Annotated in this window: 8 protein-coding genes; 7 read left to right on the top strand and 1 reads right to left on the bottom strand. The window is 41.4% G+C overall.

All coding sequences use genetic code 11. From position 1 onward, the window contains the following. Positions 1 to 6 precede the first annotated feature (6 nt). The gene (locus tag NML76_RS07275) at positions 7 to 2,934 is read left to right on the top strand and encodes a YfhO family protein (protein ID WP_254733182.1); all 2,928 of its coding nucleotides are present in this window, start codon (positions 7 to 9) and stop codon (positions 2,932 to 2,934) included. A 92-nt stretch (positions 2,935 to 3,026) separates the two neighbouring features. On the opposite strand, the gene NML76_RS07270 is transcribed toward NML76_RS07275, so the two are convergent. Then, positions 3,027 to 4,847 carry an LPXTG cell wall anchor domain-containing protein gene (locus NML76_RS07270; RefSeq protein WP_023919769.1) on the bottom strand — a complete coding sequence of 607 codons (1,821 nt, stop codon included), beginning with the start codon at positions 4,845 to 4,847 and terminating at the stop codon, positions 3,027 to 3,029. A gap of 427 nt (positions 4,848 to 5,274) precedes the next feature. Between NML76_RS07270 and NML76_RS07265 the strand changes: the two genes are divergently transcribed. The 6 genes from NML76_RS07265 to NML76_RS07240 all read left to right on the top strand — a co-directional run. Continuing rightward, on the top strand, positions 5,275 to 5,721 hold the full coding sequence (locus tag NML76_RS07265; protein WP_023919767.1) for a dUTP diphosphatase: 447 nt from the start codon (positions 5,275 to 5,277) through the stop codon (positions 5,719 to 5,721). Positions 5,722 to 5,730: 9 nt separating this feature from the next. Beyond that, positions 5,731 to 6,186 (top strand): isochorismatase family protein, encoded by a 456-nt coding sequence (locus NML76_RS07260; RefSeq protein WP_049491772.1) that lies wholly within the window; start codon positions 5,731 to 5,733, stop codon positions 6,184 to 6,186. A gap of 18 nt (positions 6,187 to 6,204) precedes the next feature. After that, the gene (locus tag NML76_RS07255) at positions 6,205 to 6,744 is read left to right on the top strand and encodes a histidine phosphatase family protein (RefSeq protein WP_195623598.1); all 540 of its coding nucleotides are present in this window, start codon (positions 6,205 to 6,207) and stop codon (positions 6,742 to 6,744) included. Between the two features lie 10 nt (positions 6,745 to 6,754). Further along, on the top strand, positions 6,755 to 8,116 hold the full coding sequence (gene radA / locus NML76_RS07250; protein WP_324252727.1) for a DNA repair protein RadA: 1,362 nt from the start codon (positions 6,755 to 6,757) through the stop codon (positions 8,114 to 8,116). Between the two features lie 288 nt (positions 8,117 to 8,404). Beyond that, on the top strand, positions 8,405 to 8,899 hold the full coding sequence (locus NML76_RS07245) for a carbonic anhydrase (protein ID WP_070664844.1): 495 nt from the start codon (positions 8,405 to 8,407) through the stop codon (positions 8,897 to 8,899). Positions 8,900 to 9,149: 250 nt separating this feature from the next. Beyond that, positions 9,150 to 16,957 (top strand): FctA domain-containing protein (locus NML76_RS07240; protein ID WP_254733180.1); only part of this gene is annotated, 7,808 nt, incomplete at its 3' end.

Genomic DNA, 16,957 nt, shown 5'->3' with positions numbered 1-16,957 from the left:
GAAAACATGTTAATCTGGTTCATGCGTTGGCAAGAGTTTTGGAAAAAACATCCAAAGAAAGTTCTCTATGCTGCAAGTGCCCTGCTCCCAATGACCATCATGCTCATTGTGTGGGCTTTTATAGGGATGTATCCTTTTGGGAGTAAGAGTCTGATGGCTGTTGACTTTGGACAGCAATATATCAGTTTCTTTGGCTTGCTAAAAAATGCCATCTTGACGGGGGATCTATCTAGTTTGAGTTATTCTTTCACCAAGTCTCTTGGTGGAGATATGATCGGTGTGCTCGGCTACTATTTAATGAGCCCCTTCAACATCATCTACATTCTAGCTCCCCTCAAATATTTTGGGGCAGCAGTATTTTTAACTATTTGGCTCCGCTACGGGGCAATCGGTCTATCCTTTGCTTTCCTTTTAATCAAGCGCTACAAAGGATTAGAATCTAGAAAATGGTTGGTTCCATTATTCTCGACAGCCTATGCCTTGTCAGGGATGTTGGTTTCCTATCAGATGAACGTCATCTTCTATGATGCCATGATCATGCTGCCAATTGTGATTGTGTATTTGGAAGAATTATTAGATGGGAAATCTCCTTATCGCTATGCTTTTGCTCTGGGATTGACGGTCTTGCTTCAGTTTTACATGGGCTATATGATCTCCATTTTCATCGCTCTGTATGCCTGCTACTATGTATCACCAAGACTGCTGATTGAGGGAGATCTGAAGACAAAAATTAAAAACTTTAGTATCCCTTTACTACAAGCAGTGATCTATTCGATTATTGGGATTGCGACAGCCTCAGTCTTGCTCTTACCTGTATTTTTCAACCTGATTGAAAGTAAGGGGCAAGTTGGCGGAGGCATGAGCTTCTCATTTGCCTTCCAAATTAACCCCTTAGATATTCTTTCTAAGTTGGTTGTTGGTGGCTTTGATACAACCTCAGGATGGTCAGCGGGTCCCAACCTTCCCAATATTTATATTGGAGCGCTCGGCTTTCTTGGTTTTATCTTTTATTTCCTATCGCAAAAAGTTGGAAAAGCCAAAAAATGGGCTGCAGGGATTGTTACCCTTATTTTCCTGATTTCCTTTGTCAATGAATTTGTCAGTAAGATATGGCATATGGGACAAAACCCAGCCGGTTTCTTCTTCCGTTTTTCTTGGCTGTTTTCATTCTTTATGCTAGTCCTAGCTTATCAAGCGATGAAGCAGAAGATCGTTATTTCCAAACGAACCAACTGCATCATCGGTTTGGGCTTGCTCTTGTCGGTAGTTTATCTCTATTTCCATCAGTATAGTTTTATCTCAAAGACTCAACCGCAAGCGATCAGCCGTTTCCTCTCTAAGTTCTCTATTCTAAGTGTTCTGGGAATAGCAGCGGTGACCTGCTTCATCTTCTATGCGTATTGGGAAAAATCTCAGAAGAGCCAATTGGAAAAAATGATTCGAATGGCTCTAGCAGCGGTCATCTTAGTGCTAGCTGCTGTCTTATTAAAGACAGGCTATCTCTTGTCGCAAGTGGGGATTACAGCGATGCTCTACCTGAGCATTCTCTTTATCCTAAACTTTAAGATCTCACGTTTATCCATGATTGTCGTATCTGTGCTCACAATCTTTGAGTTTGGCTATAATGCCTATTTGTCCCAAGTAACATTTGGGTATGATGATGTGCACAAGTTTGCAGATGCGACCGTTTCGGTCAAGCGCGTGACAGACAATATCCAAGAAAATGCAGATCAAAAATTCTATCGGATTGCCACAGATTTTGCTTATTCCAGAACAGTTCCTTCTTTGGTGTCCTATCCGGGTCTAAGTACCTTTAGCTCGAGTTTGGAACGTAGCACCATGGATCACTTTGCTTTCATGGGAGATCTGGGTGTCAATGCGGCGACTCAATATTCAAATGGGACACCTTTGACAGATGCATTATATGGTGTTCGTTACTTTATGAGTGCCAAGGATTTTGATCCCAAAGAGATTGAAGCCAATCCAGATAAGATGTATTTTTATCGATTTACAGACCGCTTTGATCTGCATCGCTATTTCACAGACAAGGTCTATGAGGACAAGCGTTATGTCGTCTATAAGAATCCAAATTCCTTCCCACTTGCATACGGGACTAACAGCCTGGTAAGAAATATTCAATTTGGTGCCAATAATGCCTTTGCTAACCAGAATATCATTTTGAACTCCATGGAGGGGCATCAAAAGGCCAATAATGATACCGTTGAGTACTTTAAACCCTTGGCGTTCAGCTCGATCGAGACAGAAAATGTGATCGAAGAAAAGGTTAATAAGGAAACGGGAGAAGCCATCTATAAGAGAGCGGATTCGTCAAAAGATGCCATTATTCGTTATAAGGTCACTCCACGTACCAATTACACCTATTATTTCTTTACTCCTGTATCTTTGATCCAAAACCAAGATTACTCGGTTTTACTCAATAATAAATGGTTGCTCAATGCTAAAATTTTCACGCAAAGACAAATTTGGCAGTTGACAGATCAAACTGAAAACCAAGAAACCGTTATTGAATTTAGATTTAGAACAGATCACATCGATATGAGCAATGCAGGTGTTTATCGCGCCGACGTTGATCAGATTCAACAGGTATTAGAAAACCGGAAGAAACAAGGTTTACAAGTAACCAAGTTTTCAAATACCCATATTGTTGGCGATGTGTCTATCACAGATGATAGTAACTATATGATGACTTCCATTCCATACAGCGATGGCTGGAAAGTGAAAGTGGATGGGAAGTTTGTCAAAACCGAAAAAGCATGGAATGCATTCTTATCCTTCCCAATCTCAAAGGGAAATCATAAGGTTGAATTCGTCTTTAGACAAAAAGGCGTGATCCTGGGTGCCTTGCTATCTATTGTTTCTGTTGCTTACCTCGTCATTCAAATGAGACGAAGCAGAAGTAATGAAGGACAATAAGGTGTGAGAGTATCAAAAACTGTGATCAACACAAAAAAGGATCGCATCCAATGGGATGCGATCTTTTTTTATATGATCCGCAATGCAAACGATTAGTTATTAGAAATCTTGCGTTTCAAGATGACGGCTCCTGATAGGATAGCAACACCGATCAAGATGACACCAGTAGCGACTGCTTCACCTGTTTTTGGCAGGAATGTCTTGCGACCTCCGTTTGAAGTTGTGGTGCCAGAATCATCTGGGTTACCAGGTTTGGTCGTATTCGTTGTTGGCCCTTCTGGAGTTGTTGTCGTAGTGGTCGTTGGAGTCGGCACTGGTTTTTCAGACGTGGTTGTAGTCGTCGTTGTAGTTGTTGTCGTAGTCGGCGTAGGTTTTGGACCTTCTGTCGTCGTTGTTGTAGTTGTTGGCTCTTGAGTCGTCGTAGTCGTTGTTGTAGGTTCTTCAGTTGTTGTTGAAGTTGTTGTTGACTCTGGAGTTGTTGTAGTGGTAGTAGGTGTAGGTTCCTCAGTTGTTGTCGTAGTCGTTGTTGGCTCTTGAGTCGTCGTAGTAGTTGTTGTCGGCTCTTGAGTCGTTGTAGAGGTTGTTGTCGTAGTAGTAGTTGTAGTGGTTGTCGTAGTCGTTGTCTGTTCTTTTGGATTGACGATCGTCTTCGTAACCTTATGATCCTTACCAAAATCTTCAGCATTTACGACGGTGTCAGCCTCCTTGATCGTATAACCCGCAGGGGCCTCGGTTTCTGTTAAGATGTATTTATCTTTTAAGAGCGCATTAACCGTAATATCTCCGTTCTCATCTGTAACGTATTCCCCAATCACTTGGTTGTTGGCTTGACGAACGATTTTAAACTTAGCTCCAGCAAGTGGCTGACTTTCATCGTTTACCTTGTGGACATGAATTGTAAAGACATAACCGACACCAGATCCTCCTGCGACTTGGACAGCGGCTGTGTTTGTCACATCTTTTGTTTCAAACTGCTTTCCTTTAAGGGTAGCATCGTTTTTAAGAAGTTCCCCGTCTACAGGCTCGTAATTTAAGCGAACATCATAATCAATCCGATATTGATCGTTTTCGCTAATGTCCCCCAGATTGACAACAAAAGATTGACCATCTTCACTGATGGTAACAGGGTGTTGATCCGTTACATCAACACGATTTGAAAAGACCCATTCACCTGCTTCAAATGAGAACTTCCCTTTGATGACTTTGATGCTGTCTTTTACATAGGAAGCATTTGTAAATCTCAAATGATCTTCAATAGTGACTTCTTTGATATTTTGTTTACTTTTATTAACAGAAATAGTATAGGTGACTGTTTTATGGTCGTTGTCATTCACCCAACTAGTTTTTGATAATGGAGTTGGGTTACCGTCTCCGACTCCTTTAAAGGTAACCTTCCCGCCGATCTTGGTTTCTCCATTGACGGTAATTTCAACAGGGACTTCCCCTTGTTGAGGGTGTTTCTTAAAGTCGATCCGCGCATAGAAGAAGAAGGATCCCTGGGTATCTGAGTGTTTTTCGACATAGTCAGTGTAAGTCAATGACAATTTCTTATTGTCTTTGTCAACCGTTGCGTGGGCAATGACCTCATTCGTATTGACATCACGAATTTCAAAACTTTGCGACGTAATGATCAAAGCATCTGGAACGGTGAGATCAGTCGTATCACCTTTTTTGACATTCTTACCAGCTAAGTCGAAATCAGCATTGATACGAAATGTTGCCCATTGTCCTAATTCCCAATCAAGGTTGCCACCTTCATTATTGGTAACTTTGATATTTTTGATTGTATCGACCAATTTTCCGCTTACTGTCACTCCAGGAGTTTCTGCTGAAGTGCGATTCAGACCTAAAGCGAAAAGCATGGCCACTAAACAAAGGACAAATGAGAAAATTTTGATATTCCTATTCTTCATCTTATCTTCCCTTTTCATAAAAAAATTAGTGCCTAATCATCAATACCTGATTACTTTTAACGATATGGACCTTTCAAATCCTATCTGTTGGTAATTAGAATTGAGTGCTGAGACACGACCTCCATTAAATAATTTTATAGGGTAAAATATTTTACTTTTAAAATTATTCCCTACACAGGGAATTATAGCAAAAATAATAATTGGCTTCAAGCTAAAATCGGTGAAATTAGGTGTTTTTAAGCTGTTTCATTAACTTTCACTTTCTTTTAGAAAACAACCATGAAAGTATCATATAATTTACAAATAATGAAGGTGAAAAAGGAGGTTTTTACTCAAAAAATACGAATAGTAGTATAGGGGAGACGCTAGGGCAAAGTGATGGTATAATAGAAGAGATGGAAACTATTTAGATAAAAGAGGAATTATGATGACAAAAATTCGCGGATTTGAGCTTGTATCAAGCTATACCAATCAGGACTTACTGCCAAAACGGGAAACGGCCCACGCGGCTGGTTACGACTTAAAGGTGGCAGAGCGCACGGTGATTGCTCCAGGGGAAATCGTCCTCGTGCCAACTGGGGTCAAGGCCTATATGCAAGCGGGTGAAGTGCTTTATCTTTACGATCGCTCGTCCAACCCTCGCAAAAAAGGCCTGGTCTTGATCAACTCTGTGGGGGTCATTGATGGAGACTACTATGGCAATCCAGGAAATGAAGGCCATATCTTTGCTCAGATGAAAAATATTACCGACCAGGAAGTTGTTCTTGAAGTTGGTGAACGTGTGGTTCAGGCTGTCTTTGCACCATTCTTGATTGCCGATGGAGATGAAGCAGACGGCGTGCGTACTGGTGGATTTGGTTCGACAGGGAAATAGAGGAATAAAATGGCAGACTATTTATTAGTTGTAGACATGCAGTCAGATTATGTTGCTGTAGGAAAAGCATATCATGAAGAACTGACTGCAGCTGTAAATGACAAAATTGCTACCTATCCTAGCGAACGAGTTATCTATATTCTCAATCGTTTTTTCTGGGAGAGAAAAGATAGAAAGAAGAAATTTACGACCGGCTTGCTGGTTGTATCTTCTCGTATTTTTGAGAAGCGTCGGGCTTCTTGCTTTACTAATCCAGATTTAAAAGATTTTTTAGAGGGAAACGGTGCTAAAAGCATAGAGTTTATAGGGGTGGATGGCAATGGCTGTGTCAAGGCTTCCGTTTTGGCAGCTGTCAAGGAGAATTATCAGGTTTCTGTCGATTTGTCTGCTGTCGGAGTTGCCAACCAGAAGAAATTCTCTAAAACACTGAAGCAGTGGCAAGATTGCGGAATCAAGATTGGATAGTTTTATGGGGATCTTAATATGAAGATTATCTTTGTCCGTCACGGGGAGCCAGATTATAGTATGCTTGATAAAATTGAAAATCCGCAACTCTATAGTGGTTTTGGTCGTGATTTAGCACCATTGACAGGAAAAGGTCGCAGTCTGGCAAAAGAAGTTGCTAAAACTGCATGTTTTGGAAAGGCAGAGATTATTATTTCATCGTCTGTGACGAGGGCCTTAGAAACAGCACATTATATAGCAGTTGAAACAGGATTGGACTTGTTTGTGGAGCCGTTTTTTCATGAGTGGCGTCCAGACTTAGATGGCACTAACTCTGATTTAACTAGTGTATTGGTAGCTCATGAATATTATCTAAAATATCAAGGAGCTTTATCTGAAGATTCTCCTTATCGCTATGAAACTGATCTAGAGATGCGTCATCGTTTTTTAAGAGCTTTGGAAAAATATAAAAATTATAAAAATATTATCATTGTAACTCACGGAATGCTCATGCGCCAGTTTGTGCCAAATGAGAAGATTGATTTTTGCCAAGTGATTGAGTGTGACATAGAGATTTAGAAAGAGGTTTATCATCGCTAAGAAAAAAACGACATTTATTTGTCAAAATTGTGCCTACAATTCCCCCAAGTATTTAGGGCGCTGTCCAAACTGTGGGTCTTGGTCTTCTTTTGTCGAGGAGGTTGAGGTTGCAGAGGTCAAGAATGCACGGGTGTCCTTGACGGGTGAAAAGACCAAACCCATGAAACTGGCGGATGTGACCTCTATCAATGTCCATCGGACCAAGACCGAGATGGAGGAATTCAACCGTGTACTCGGTGGAGGAGTGGTCCCAGGGAGTCTCGTCCTCATCGGTGGGGATCCAGGGATTGGGAAATCGACCCTTCTCTTACAAGTATCAACCCAGTTGTCTCAAGTGGGAACGGTTCTCTATGTCAGTGGGGAGGAGTCGGCCCAGCAGATCAAACTCCGTGCAGAGCGCTTGGGAGATATCGACAGTGAGTTTTATCTCTATGCCGAGACCAATATGCAGAGCGTGCGAGCAGAGGTGGAACGCATCCAACCTAATTTTCTGATCATTGACTCCATCCAGACCATTATGTCTCCTGAGATTTCAGGGGTGCAGGGGTCGGTCTCTCAGGTACGTGAGGTAACGGCTGAGCTCATGCAGCTGGCCAAGACCAATAACATCGCCATCTTTATTGTTGGCCATGTGACCAAGGAAGGAACCTTGGCAGGACCTCGGATGCTGGAACACATGGTGGATACGGTGCTCTACTTTGAGGGCGAGCGCCACCATACCTTCCGGATTCTGAGAGCGGTCAAGAACCGCTTTGGCTCGACCAATGAGATCGGTATCTTCGAAATGCAATCAGGTGGCTTGGTCGAGGTTCTCAATCCTAGTCAGGTCTTTCTGGAAGAGCGCCTGGATGGCGCGACTGGCTCGTCCATCGTGGTCACCATGGAAGGGACGCGTCCAATTCTAGCTGAAGTGCAGGCCTTGGTGACGCCAACTATGTTTGGAAATGCCAAGCGGACGACAACGGGGCTTGATTTTAATCGAGCTAGTCTCATCATGGCAGTGCTAGAAAAACGAGCGGGTTTGCTCCTTCAAAATCAGGATGCCTACCTCAAGTCTGCAGGTGGTGTCAAGTTGGATGAGCCAGCTATCGACTTAGCCGTAGCCGTAGCCATTGCTTCCAGCTACAAGGACAAGCCAACCAACCCGCAAGAGTGTTTCGTTGGAGAGTTGGGCTTGACCGGAGAAGTCCGCAGAGTCAATCGGATCGAACAACGGATCAATGAAGCTGCTAAGCTCGGTTTCACCAAGATTTATGTGCCTAAAAATTCTCTGACGGGGATCACGACACCATCAGGTATCCAAGTGGTCGGTGTGAGTACACTAGCTGAAGTCTTGAAGAAAGTATTTTAATAGAAGAAAAGAGGCTGGGACAAAAGTCCTAGCCTCTCAATTGTTTTTGGATTATCGAGCAAGACGCAGTGGTTGAGTGGGCTCTACTACGCTGATTTCATCAGCTTTTACAGCCCTGCTCAACTGTGCGGAGGTGGGACGACGAAATCGAATTCTAACGAATTACCGATTTCTGTCCCACTCTCTTTTTTCAGATGTGACAGATGACGGGAGATCCTTTCTGACAGAAATAGTGAGATGTGGTAAAATAATAGATGATTTGAATTTCAAAGGAATAAAGGAGAGACCATGTCTTATTTTGATAATTTTTTAACAGCTAACCAAGCTTATGTGGCGCTACATGGAGACCTCCGTCTTCCGATTAAGCCCAAAACACAAGTCGCCATTGTGACCTGTATGGATTCCCGTCTTCACGTGGCGCCTGCACTAGGTCTGGCTCTTGGAGATGCCCATATTTTGCGGAATGCTGGAGGGCGCGTGACCGATGATATGATTCGCTCCTTGGTCATTTCGCAGCAGCAAATGGGAACCCGTGAAATTGTGGTCTTGCACCATACAGACTGTGGCGCACAGACCTTTGAAAACGAAGCTTTCCGGCAGCATCTAAAGAAAGAACTGGGAGTAGATGTGGGAGAACGCGACTTCCTCCCCTTTCAAGACATTGAAGAGAGTGTCCGTGAAGATATGGAGATTTTGAAAGCTTCCCCTTTGATTCCAGAGGATGTGGTGATTTCAGGAGCTGTGTATGATGTGGATACTGGTTTGATTTCAGAAGTGAAATAAACATAGAGAAGAGTATAGGAAGACAGAATAATCACTGTTTTCCCGTATTCTTTTTTTAGTGTAAAAAAAGTGAACCGGATAGGAAAAAATGTGACAATTTGGCACAAAATATTAAAAAATATGTGGTATAATATGACATTTTAACAAGAATGTTACATTTTTATTTCGACAGATTGACTCTTGATGTCAAGGATGTTACAATTTTATTTGTATCATGGAATCATGAAATATGAAAAAGGAGATCCTATAAATGAAGGATATTTTCAATAGACGCCAACGCTTTTCTTTACGAAAATATAGCATTGGGGTTTGTTCTGTTCTCTTAGGAACAGCGCTCTTTGCTGCAGGAGCTCAATCTGCGTCAGCGGATGAAGCAACAGCAGCCTCTGAATCTGCGGGAACAGCAGCTTCAGAAGCAGCACAACCTGCTACAACAGAGTCAAGTCAAGCAGAAGCACCAGTTGCTTCTAAGGCATACGGGGAAGGGGGATCAGTTCCAAAAATTGACCTTTCTGGGACTGCTGCTGCAACTTCAGAAACACCAGCTTCAGCGATTGAAAAAGCTGAGGCAACTGCAACACTAGCTGCTACAGAAAACAAAGTAGCACCAGCTGAAACTAAAAAAACTGAAGAAGCTTCAAAACCACTAAACGTTGGTTCATTGCCAGAAATCGTTCTACCAACAGCGAAAATGGCAGAAACCAGCTCTAAACCAGCTTCTACCACAGTTCCTACTACAGCACAACCTACTGCAACTCGTGCTGCAGCAGGTGAAAGCTCAGAAAGAGCAGCTGCAAGAGAAGAAGTAGCTACACCAGCAGGAACGACTACTTTTTCAGCTACTGTAAGCCCAGCAGGTCCGATCACTGGTACAGAAGCATCTGCGCAAGCAGAAACAGCAGCAAGTACAGATGCTGCTGCGGCTGTAGCAAATGCTAATGCAGAGCGTACAAATGCAGGGGCTTTAGCAGTAAGTAACCGTCGTCGTAACCGTCGTGCTACTGCAGACCATAATAGTGAGCCGGTTGCTGTAGCAACTTTCCTAAAAGACGGTGAAGTTGCTACACCTGATATGACGGATCCTAACGGTGCAAGTGTTCGTTCACAAACAGTACCATCAGGATATGCTGCTAAAGAAGGCGATGTCTACACTTATAGCATTGTAGATCTTACTCGTTTCAATGAACGTTATCATACAAACTACTACACACGTGCCTATAAGAGATTTGATGCCTCAACAGATACGACTGTTGAATTGATCGATAAAAACACTGGCAATGTAGTAGAAACCAGAAAGATTACGGCCTCTAGTGGTATTCAAAAATTCACTACTACTGCTACTGCATCTAGAGGAGAATTAACTTGGCAAGTTGATTACGATCCAGGTACAGGAGCTGGCCCTGGTAAAACGGACCAACCATTCATCCAATTAGGGTATGAAGTTGGGGCAAGTATCCAAGCTTTAGTAGCTCCAGGACATAAACTTACTCCGGATGAGAAAAAATTATACGATGATGTTTATGCTGCTCGTACATCAACAGATATTATCAACGTTGTAGAACCAGCTTATAACGGTCGTACGATTACGGATACTAATGCCAAAATTCCAGCATCAGTTAATAAAACAACTTACTATAAAGTAGTTGATAAAAATAATCCAACATTTAACGCAAATAAAACAGATAAAACTGTTCAAGACTACGTAGCAAATGGTAATGAAGTAGACTTAGCTTCGTACACTCTTAAAGCTATGGAAGGGCAAAACTTCACAGCATCTGGAGAGCGTCAATTTGATGGCTATAAATTGTATCAAGCAGCTGATGCAAATGATCAATCAGGTTATGTAAGCCGTCCTTACACTGTTGGTACGAAATTTATGGACGCTGAGCGTGCAGGGATTAAACGGATTAAAGAAATCGTAGGTGAAGATGGAACTGTAGTTGTTCGCGTTTATCTTCTAGATCCAAAACAACAAAGCAAACGTTCTGACGGTACCTTGAGCACCGATGGCTACATGTTGCTAGCAGAAACCAAACCAATTAAACCAGGTGATTACAACAAACAAGAATTAGCTGTTAAGAAATCACCACTTCATACCATAGCTTTCACAGATAGCAAGGGTGTAACCTATGCAAATGGTAAAGAAGTTCCATTTGACTTCCAAAAAGCTGCTGGATATACACCATATAAAACTGTATTCGTACCATTCTTAGGAGACAATATTGGTCACCTTTCTCCAAATGAACAATTGGTTCGTGGAGTAAATGGTATCGGTACAAACGTTGACTTGCTTAACTCTTTGACACCGTATAAACAACCTGTTTATTACTACGTGAAGCAAGAACCTGTAACAGTTACTCCAGAAGTTGAAAAACAATTGGAAGGACGTGTACTTGTTGATGGTGAATTCAGCTTCAAGATTAAAGAAGTCAATGAAAACAAATCACTTCCTTCACATGAAGAAACTGTTACTAACAAAAACGGTAAAGCTACATTTAGTAAATTAAGCTTCAATAAAGTTGGTACTTACACTTACACAATCACTGAGGTTAAAGGGGCAGATACAAACGTCGATTACGATGGTATGACAGTTAAGATGACTGTTACTGTAACTGAAAATTCTAAAGGTGATTTGCAAGCTTCTGTTAAATACAGTGGTACTGGTGGATTTGCTTCAAGTGCAGATGATAAAGTCTTCAACAACTACGTTGTAGCTCCAGTTAAGACTAAGTTTGACTTTAGCAAGGCTCTCGCAGGTCGTGAGTTGAAAGCCGGTGAATTTAGCTTTGTATTGAAAGATTCAGATGGTAAGGTCATTCAAACCAAGACAAATACTAAGGCAGGTGTTGTAGCCTTTGATGATTTGACTTTTGATAACACACAAGTTGGTACACACAAATATACTGTAGAAGAAGTTATCCCAGAAAATAAAGAAACTGGTATGACTTACGATACAATGAAAGCTGAAGTAACCATCACTGTTACGAAGCAAGGTCATGTTCTTAAAGCAACGAACACTCTTCCATCAGATACTGAGTTCAACAATACCTTCACACCTGTTGCTACACAAGCTCAATTCAAGTTCACTAAGAAATTGGAAGGGAAAGAGCTCACGAAGGATGCCTTCACATTTGAATTGGTTGAAAATGGTAATGTCATCCAAACGAAGAAAAATGCGGCTGATGGAACCATCCAATTCGACGCGATTTCTTACGATAAAGAAGGTTCTCACACTTATACTGTACGTGAAGTAGCTGGAACAGATACAAACATCGACTACGATGATATGAATGCAGTCGTAAAAGTTAACGTTACGAAAGATGCTGCATCTGGTGTCTTGACTGCTAAGGTGACAATGCCTGAAGATACAGAGTTTAACAACTTTGCAGTAGCTCCAGTTAAGACTCGTTTCGACTTCAGCAAAGCCCTTGCAGGCCGTGAGTTGAAAGAAGGCGAATTCAGCTTTGTATTGAAAGATTCAAATGGTAAGACTCTTCAAACCAAGACCAATACTAAACAAGGTGTTGTAGCCTTTGATGATTTGACCTTTGATAATACTCAAGTTGGTACTCACAAGTACACTGTAGAAGAAGTTATCCCAGAAAATAAAGAAACTGGCATGACTTACGACCCAATGAAAGCTGAAGTAACAATCACTGTTACTAAGGAAGGTCATGTTCTTAAAGCAACAAACACACTTCCAACAGATACAGAGTTCAACAATACCTTCACACCTGCTGCAGCTCAAGCTCAATTCAAGTTCACTAAACGTCTTGAAGGGAAAGAGCTTACAAAGGATGCCTTCACATTCGAATTGCTTGAAAATGGCAATGTGATCCAAACCAAGAAAAATGCAGCAGATGGATCTATCACATTTGATGCGATTGAATACAACGCTGTAGGTAAACACACTTACACTGTACGTGAAAAAGCTGGAACAGATACAAACATCGACTACGATTCAATGAATGCAGTCGTAACCGTTAATGTAACCAAAAATGCAGCTACAGGTCTCTTGAGCGCAGCTGTTACAATGCCTGAAGACACGGAATTCAACAACTATGTGGTTTCACCAGTTGTGACCAAGTTTGACTTCACTAAGAAATTGGCTGGCCGTAAATTGGCTGCAGGCGAATTCAGCTTCGTATTGAAAGATGCTGCTGGTAACAAAGTTGAAACAGTGAAAAATGATGCTGACGGTAACGTAACCTTCTCAGAATTGTCATTCGACAATACGAAAGTTGGTACCCACACATATACTGTAGAAGAAGTGATTCCGGCAAACAAAGAATTTGGAATGACTTACGACCAAATGAAGGCTACAGTGACTGTTGAAGTTGCCAAGAACGGTCATTCATTGACAACTGTTACAAACGTGACATCAACAGGTGGTAAAGATGCCAATGGTAACGCTACTGATGGTACTCCAGATAAAGAATTCAACAACAAAGTTACTCCTCCAGAAACTCCAAAATTCCAACCAGAAAAATTTGTCGTTTCTAAAGAGAAATATGACATCACTGGTAACAAGTTGATGGATGACGACGATGAGTTGACAAATGAATACACTGAAACAAATGCAGATCCATATGTAGACAAGACAACCAACAACGAACCAGAAAACTTGAATACTAAGACAGTTAAACGTGGTTCTAAATTGGTTTACCAAGTATGGCTTGATACTACGAAATTTACTGAAGCGAACAACATCCAATACGTTGGTGTATCTGATACATACGACGCTGATAAATTGGACGTCAATGCAGCTGACATCAAAGCATACGATTCAGTAACTGGTGCAGAAGTAACCAATAAATTCGACATCAAAGTTGAAAACGGCACCATCACTGCAACTTCTAAAGATGAATTTATCAAAGATAAAGTAAACGCTCCTGTTATCGATACAACTAAGTTCGAATTTGGACGTTACTATAAATTTGATATTCCAGCAACTGTGAAAGAATCTGTTAAAGCTGGTGCTGATATTGAAAATACAGCCAACCAAACAGTTCACGTTTACAACCCAGTAAGCAAGACAGTTGAAAAACCTGAAAAGCCAACACAAAAACGTGTCAACAGTGTTCCAGTTCCAGTGGAAATGAACTTCACGAAACGTTTGGAAGGTCGTGAACTTCAAAAGAACGAATTCGAATTCGTATTGAAGAAAGACGGCGTTGAAGTTGAACGCGTGAAGAATGACGCTGCTGGTAAGATCGTCTTCAAGACTCTTGAATTCGGTCGTGATGATCTTGGTAAGACATACAACTACACAGTTGAAGAAACTCCTGGTACAGATGCAACTGTCAAATACGACACAATGGTTGCGACTGTTAAAGTTGTGGTATCACATGATGGTACTGCTAAAGCGATCGTTGCCAACGTAACAGATGCTGCTGATAAAGAATTCAACAACCGTGTAACACCTCCAGAAGAACCTAAGTTCCAACCAGAGAAATACGTTGTTTCTAAAGAAAAATACGATATCACTGGTGACAAGCTCGTTGACGATGATAGAGAGTTGGCAGACAAGTACGCAGATACCAATGCGAACCCATATGCGGACGATGCATCAAACAACGAAGCAGAAAACTTGAATACCAAGACTGTTGAACGTGGTTCTAAATTGGTTTACCAAGTATGGTTGGATACAACTAAATTTGATGCAGCTAACAAGGACAACATCCAAACAGTTGGTATCTCAGATAACTATGATGAAGCTAAATTAAATCTTAATAAAGCTGACATCAAAGCCTATGACTCTGTAACAGGCGCAGAAGTAACAGATAAATTCGATATCGCTGTCAACAACGGTGTGATCACTGCTAACTTGAAAGCTGGCTTCACGAAGTCACTTGGCGATGCAGAAAACACACAAGTGATCGATACAACTAAATTCGCATTTGGACGTTACTACAAGTTCGACATCCCAACAACAGTGAAAGACGATGTGGTAGCTGGTGCGGATATCGAAAATACTGCGGCTCAAGTTGTAAACTACTACAACCCAACGACTAAGAAAGTTGAAAAACCTGAAAAACCAACTGAAAAACGTGTCAACAATGTTCCAATCTCAGTTGAATTTAACTTCACTAAGAAATTGGAAGGTCGTGAGCTTAAAGCTAACGAATTCACATTCGAGTTGAAAGACAGCGACAATGTTGTGATTGCGACTGCAACCAACGACGCAAGCGGTAACTTCAAGTTTACTCCAGTGGATTACACAAACAAAGCTGGTAAAACTGTCACTGCCCTTAAATACCAGAAGGGTCAAGAAGGTACGTACACGTACACTGTAACAGAGGTTAAGGGTACAGATTCAACTGTCACTTACGATACAATGGCTGCAGTGGTAACTGTTAAAGTAAGTCATGATGGTACTGCGAAAGCTTTGATCACAAACGTGACAGAACCTGCGGATAAAGAATTCAACAACCGTGTCACTCCACCAACAGAACCTAAGTTCCAACCAGAGAAATACGTTGTTTCTAAAGCAAAATTTGATATCACAGGTACGAAGCTCGTTGATGACGATTCTGAATTGACAGATAAATATGGTGAAACAAATACAAACCCATATGTTGATACAACTGCCAACAACGAAGATGAAAACTTGAATACTAAGACAGTTGAACGTGGTCAAAAACTTTACTACCAAGTATGGTTGGATACAACTAAGTTTGACGCAAATAACAAAGATAACATCCAAACAGTAGGTATCACAGATAACTATGACAAGGATAAATTGACGGTTACTGCATCAGACATCAAGGTTTACGATTCAGTTACTGGCGCAGACGTAACAACTAAGTTCGATATCTCTGATAACAACGGTGTTCTGACAGCGAACCTGAAAGCAGGCTTCACTAAGTCACTTGGCGACGCTGAAAACACTCAAATCATTGACACTACTAAGTTTGAATTTGGACGCTACTATAAATTTGATATCCCAGCAACAGTGAAAGACGATGTTGTAGCTGGTGCCGATATTGAAAACAAAGCAGCTCAAGTTGTTAACTACTACAATCCAGTAAGTAAGACTGTTGAAAAACCAAACAAACCAACTGAAAAACGTGTAAACAGTGTTCCAATCTCAGTTGAATTCAACTTCACTAAGAAATTGGAAGGTCGCGACCTTAAAGCTGGCGAATTTACATTCGAGTTGAAAGACAGCGACAATGTTGTGATCGCAACTGCAACCAACGACAAAGCTGGTAAGATCAAGTTTGCTCCAGTAGAGTACACCAATAAAGCTGGTAAAACTGTCACTGCCCTTAAATACCAGAAGGGTCAAGAAGGTACCTACAAGTACACAGTAGAAGAAGTTAAAGGCTCAGACGCAACCGTTACATACGATACAATGAAAGCTGTCGTTACAGTTGAAGTTCGTCATGATGGTACAGCGAAAGCCTTGATCACAAACGTGACAGATCCTGCTGATAAAGAGTTCAACAATACTGTTCGTCCTCCAGAAGAACCTAAGTTCCAACCAGAGAAATACGTTGTTTCTGAAGAGAAATTCGATATCACAGGTGACAAGCTCGTTGATGACGATAAAGAGTTGGCAGACAAGTACGCAGATACAAATGCGAACCCATATGCGGACGATGCATCAAACAACGAAAAACAAAACTTGAATACCAAGACTGTGAAACGTGGCGACAAGTTGGTTTACCAAGTATGGTTGGATACAACTAAATTCGACGCATCTAACAAGGACAACATCCAATCAGTAGGAATCTCAGATGACTACGATGAAACTAAGTTGGATCTTGATTCTACTAAGATCAAAGCTTACGATTCAGTAACAGGCGCAGAAGTAACAGATAAATTCGATATCGCTGTGAACAACGGTGTGATTACTGCAACCCTTAAAGATGGCTTCACTAAGTCACTTGGCGACGCAGAAAACACACAAGTGATCGACACAACTAAATTCGAATTCGGCCGTTACTACAAGTTTGACATCCCAACAACAGTGAAAACTGATGTACCTGGTGGTGTGGATATTGAAAATACTGCGGCTCAAGTTGTAAACTACTACAACCCAACAACTAAGAA

This window comes from Streptococcus sp. CF8_Ac1-9 (assembly GCF_024295565.1).
Taxonomy (GTDB): Bacteria; Bacillota; Bacilli; order Lactobacillales; family Streptococcaceae; genus Streptococcus; species Streptococcus parasanguinis_X.
Note: the sequence above shows the minus strand (reverse complement) of the source record. Positions and strands in the feature narration are given on the sequence as shown.

What these genes read in the sequence shown, in the direction of transcription:
- NML76_RS07245 (WP_070664844.1), top strand. Translation starts at nt 8,405, where the DNA reads ATGTCTTATTTTGATAATTTTTTAACAGCTAACCAAGCTTATGTGGCG.
- NML76_RS07270 (WP_023919769.1), bottom strand. Translation starts at nt 4,847, where the DNA reads ATGAAGAATAGGAATATCAAAATTTTCTCATTTGTCCTTTGTTTAGTG.
- NML76_RS07255 (WP_195623598.1), top strand. Translation starts at nt 6,205, where the DNA reads ATGAAGATTATCTTTGTCCGTCACGGGGAGCCAGATTATAGTATGCTT.
- NML76_RS07265 (WP_023919767.1), top strand. Translation starts at nt 5,275, where the DNA reads ATGACAAAAATTCGCGGATTTGAGCTTGTATCAAGCTATACCAATCAG.
- NML76_RS07275 (WP_254733182.1), top strand. Translation starts at nt 7, where the DNA reads ATGTTAATCTGGTTCATGCGTTGGCAAGAGTTTTGGAAAAAACATCCA.
- NML76_RS07260 (WP_049491772.1), top strand. Translation starts at nt 5,731, where the DNA reads ATGGCAGACTATTTATTAGTTGTAGACATGCAGTCAGATTATGTTGCT.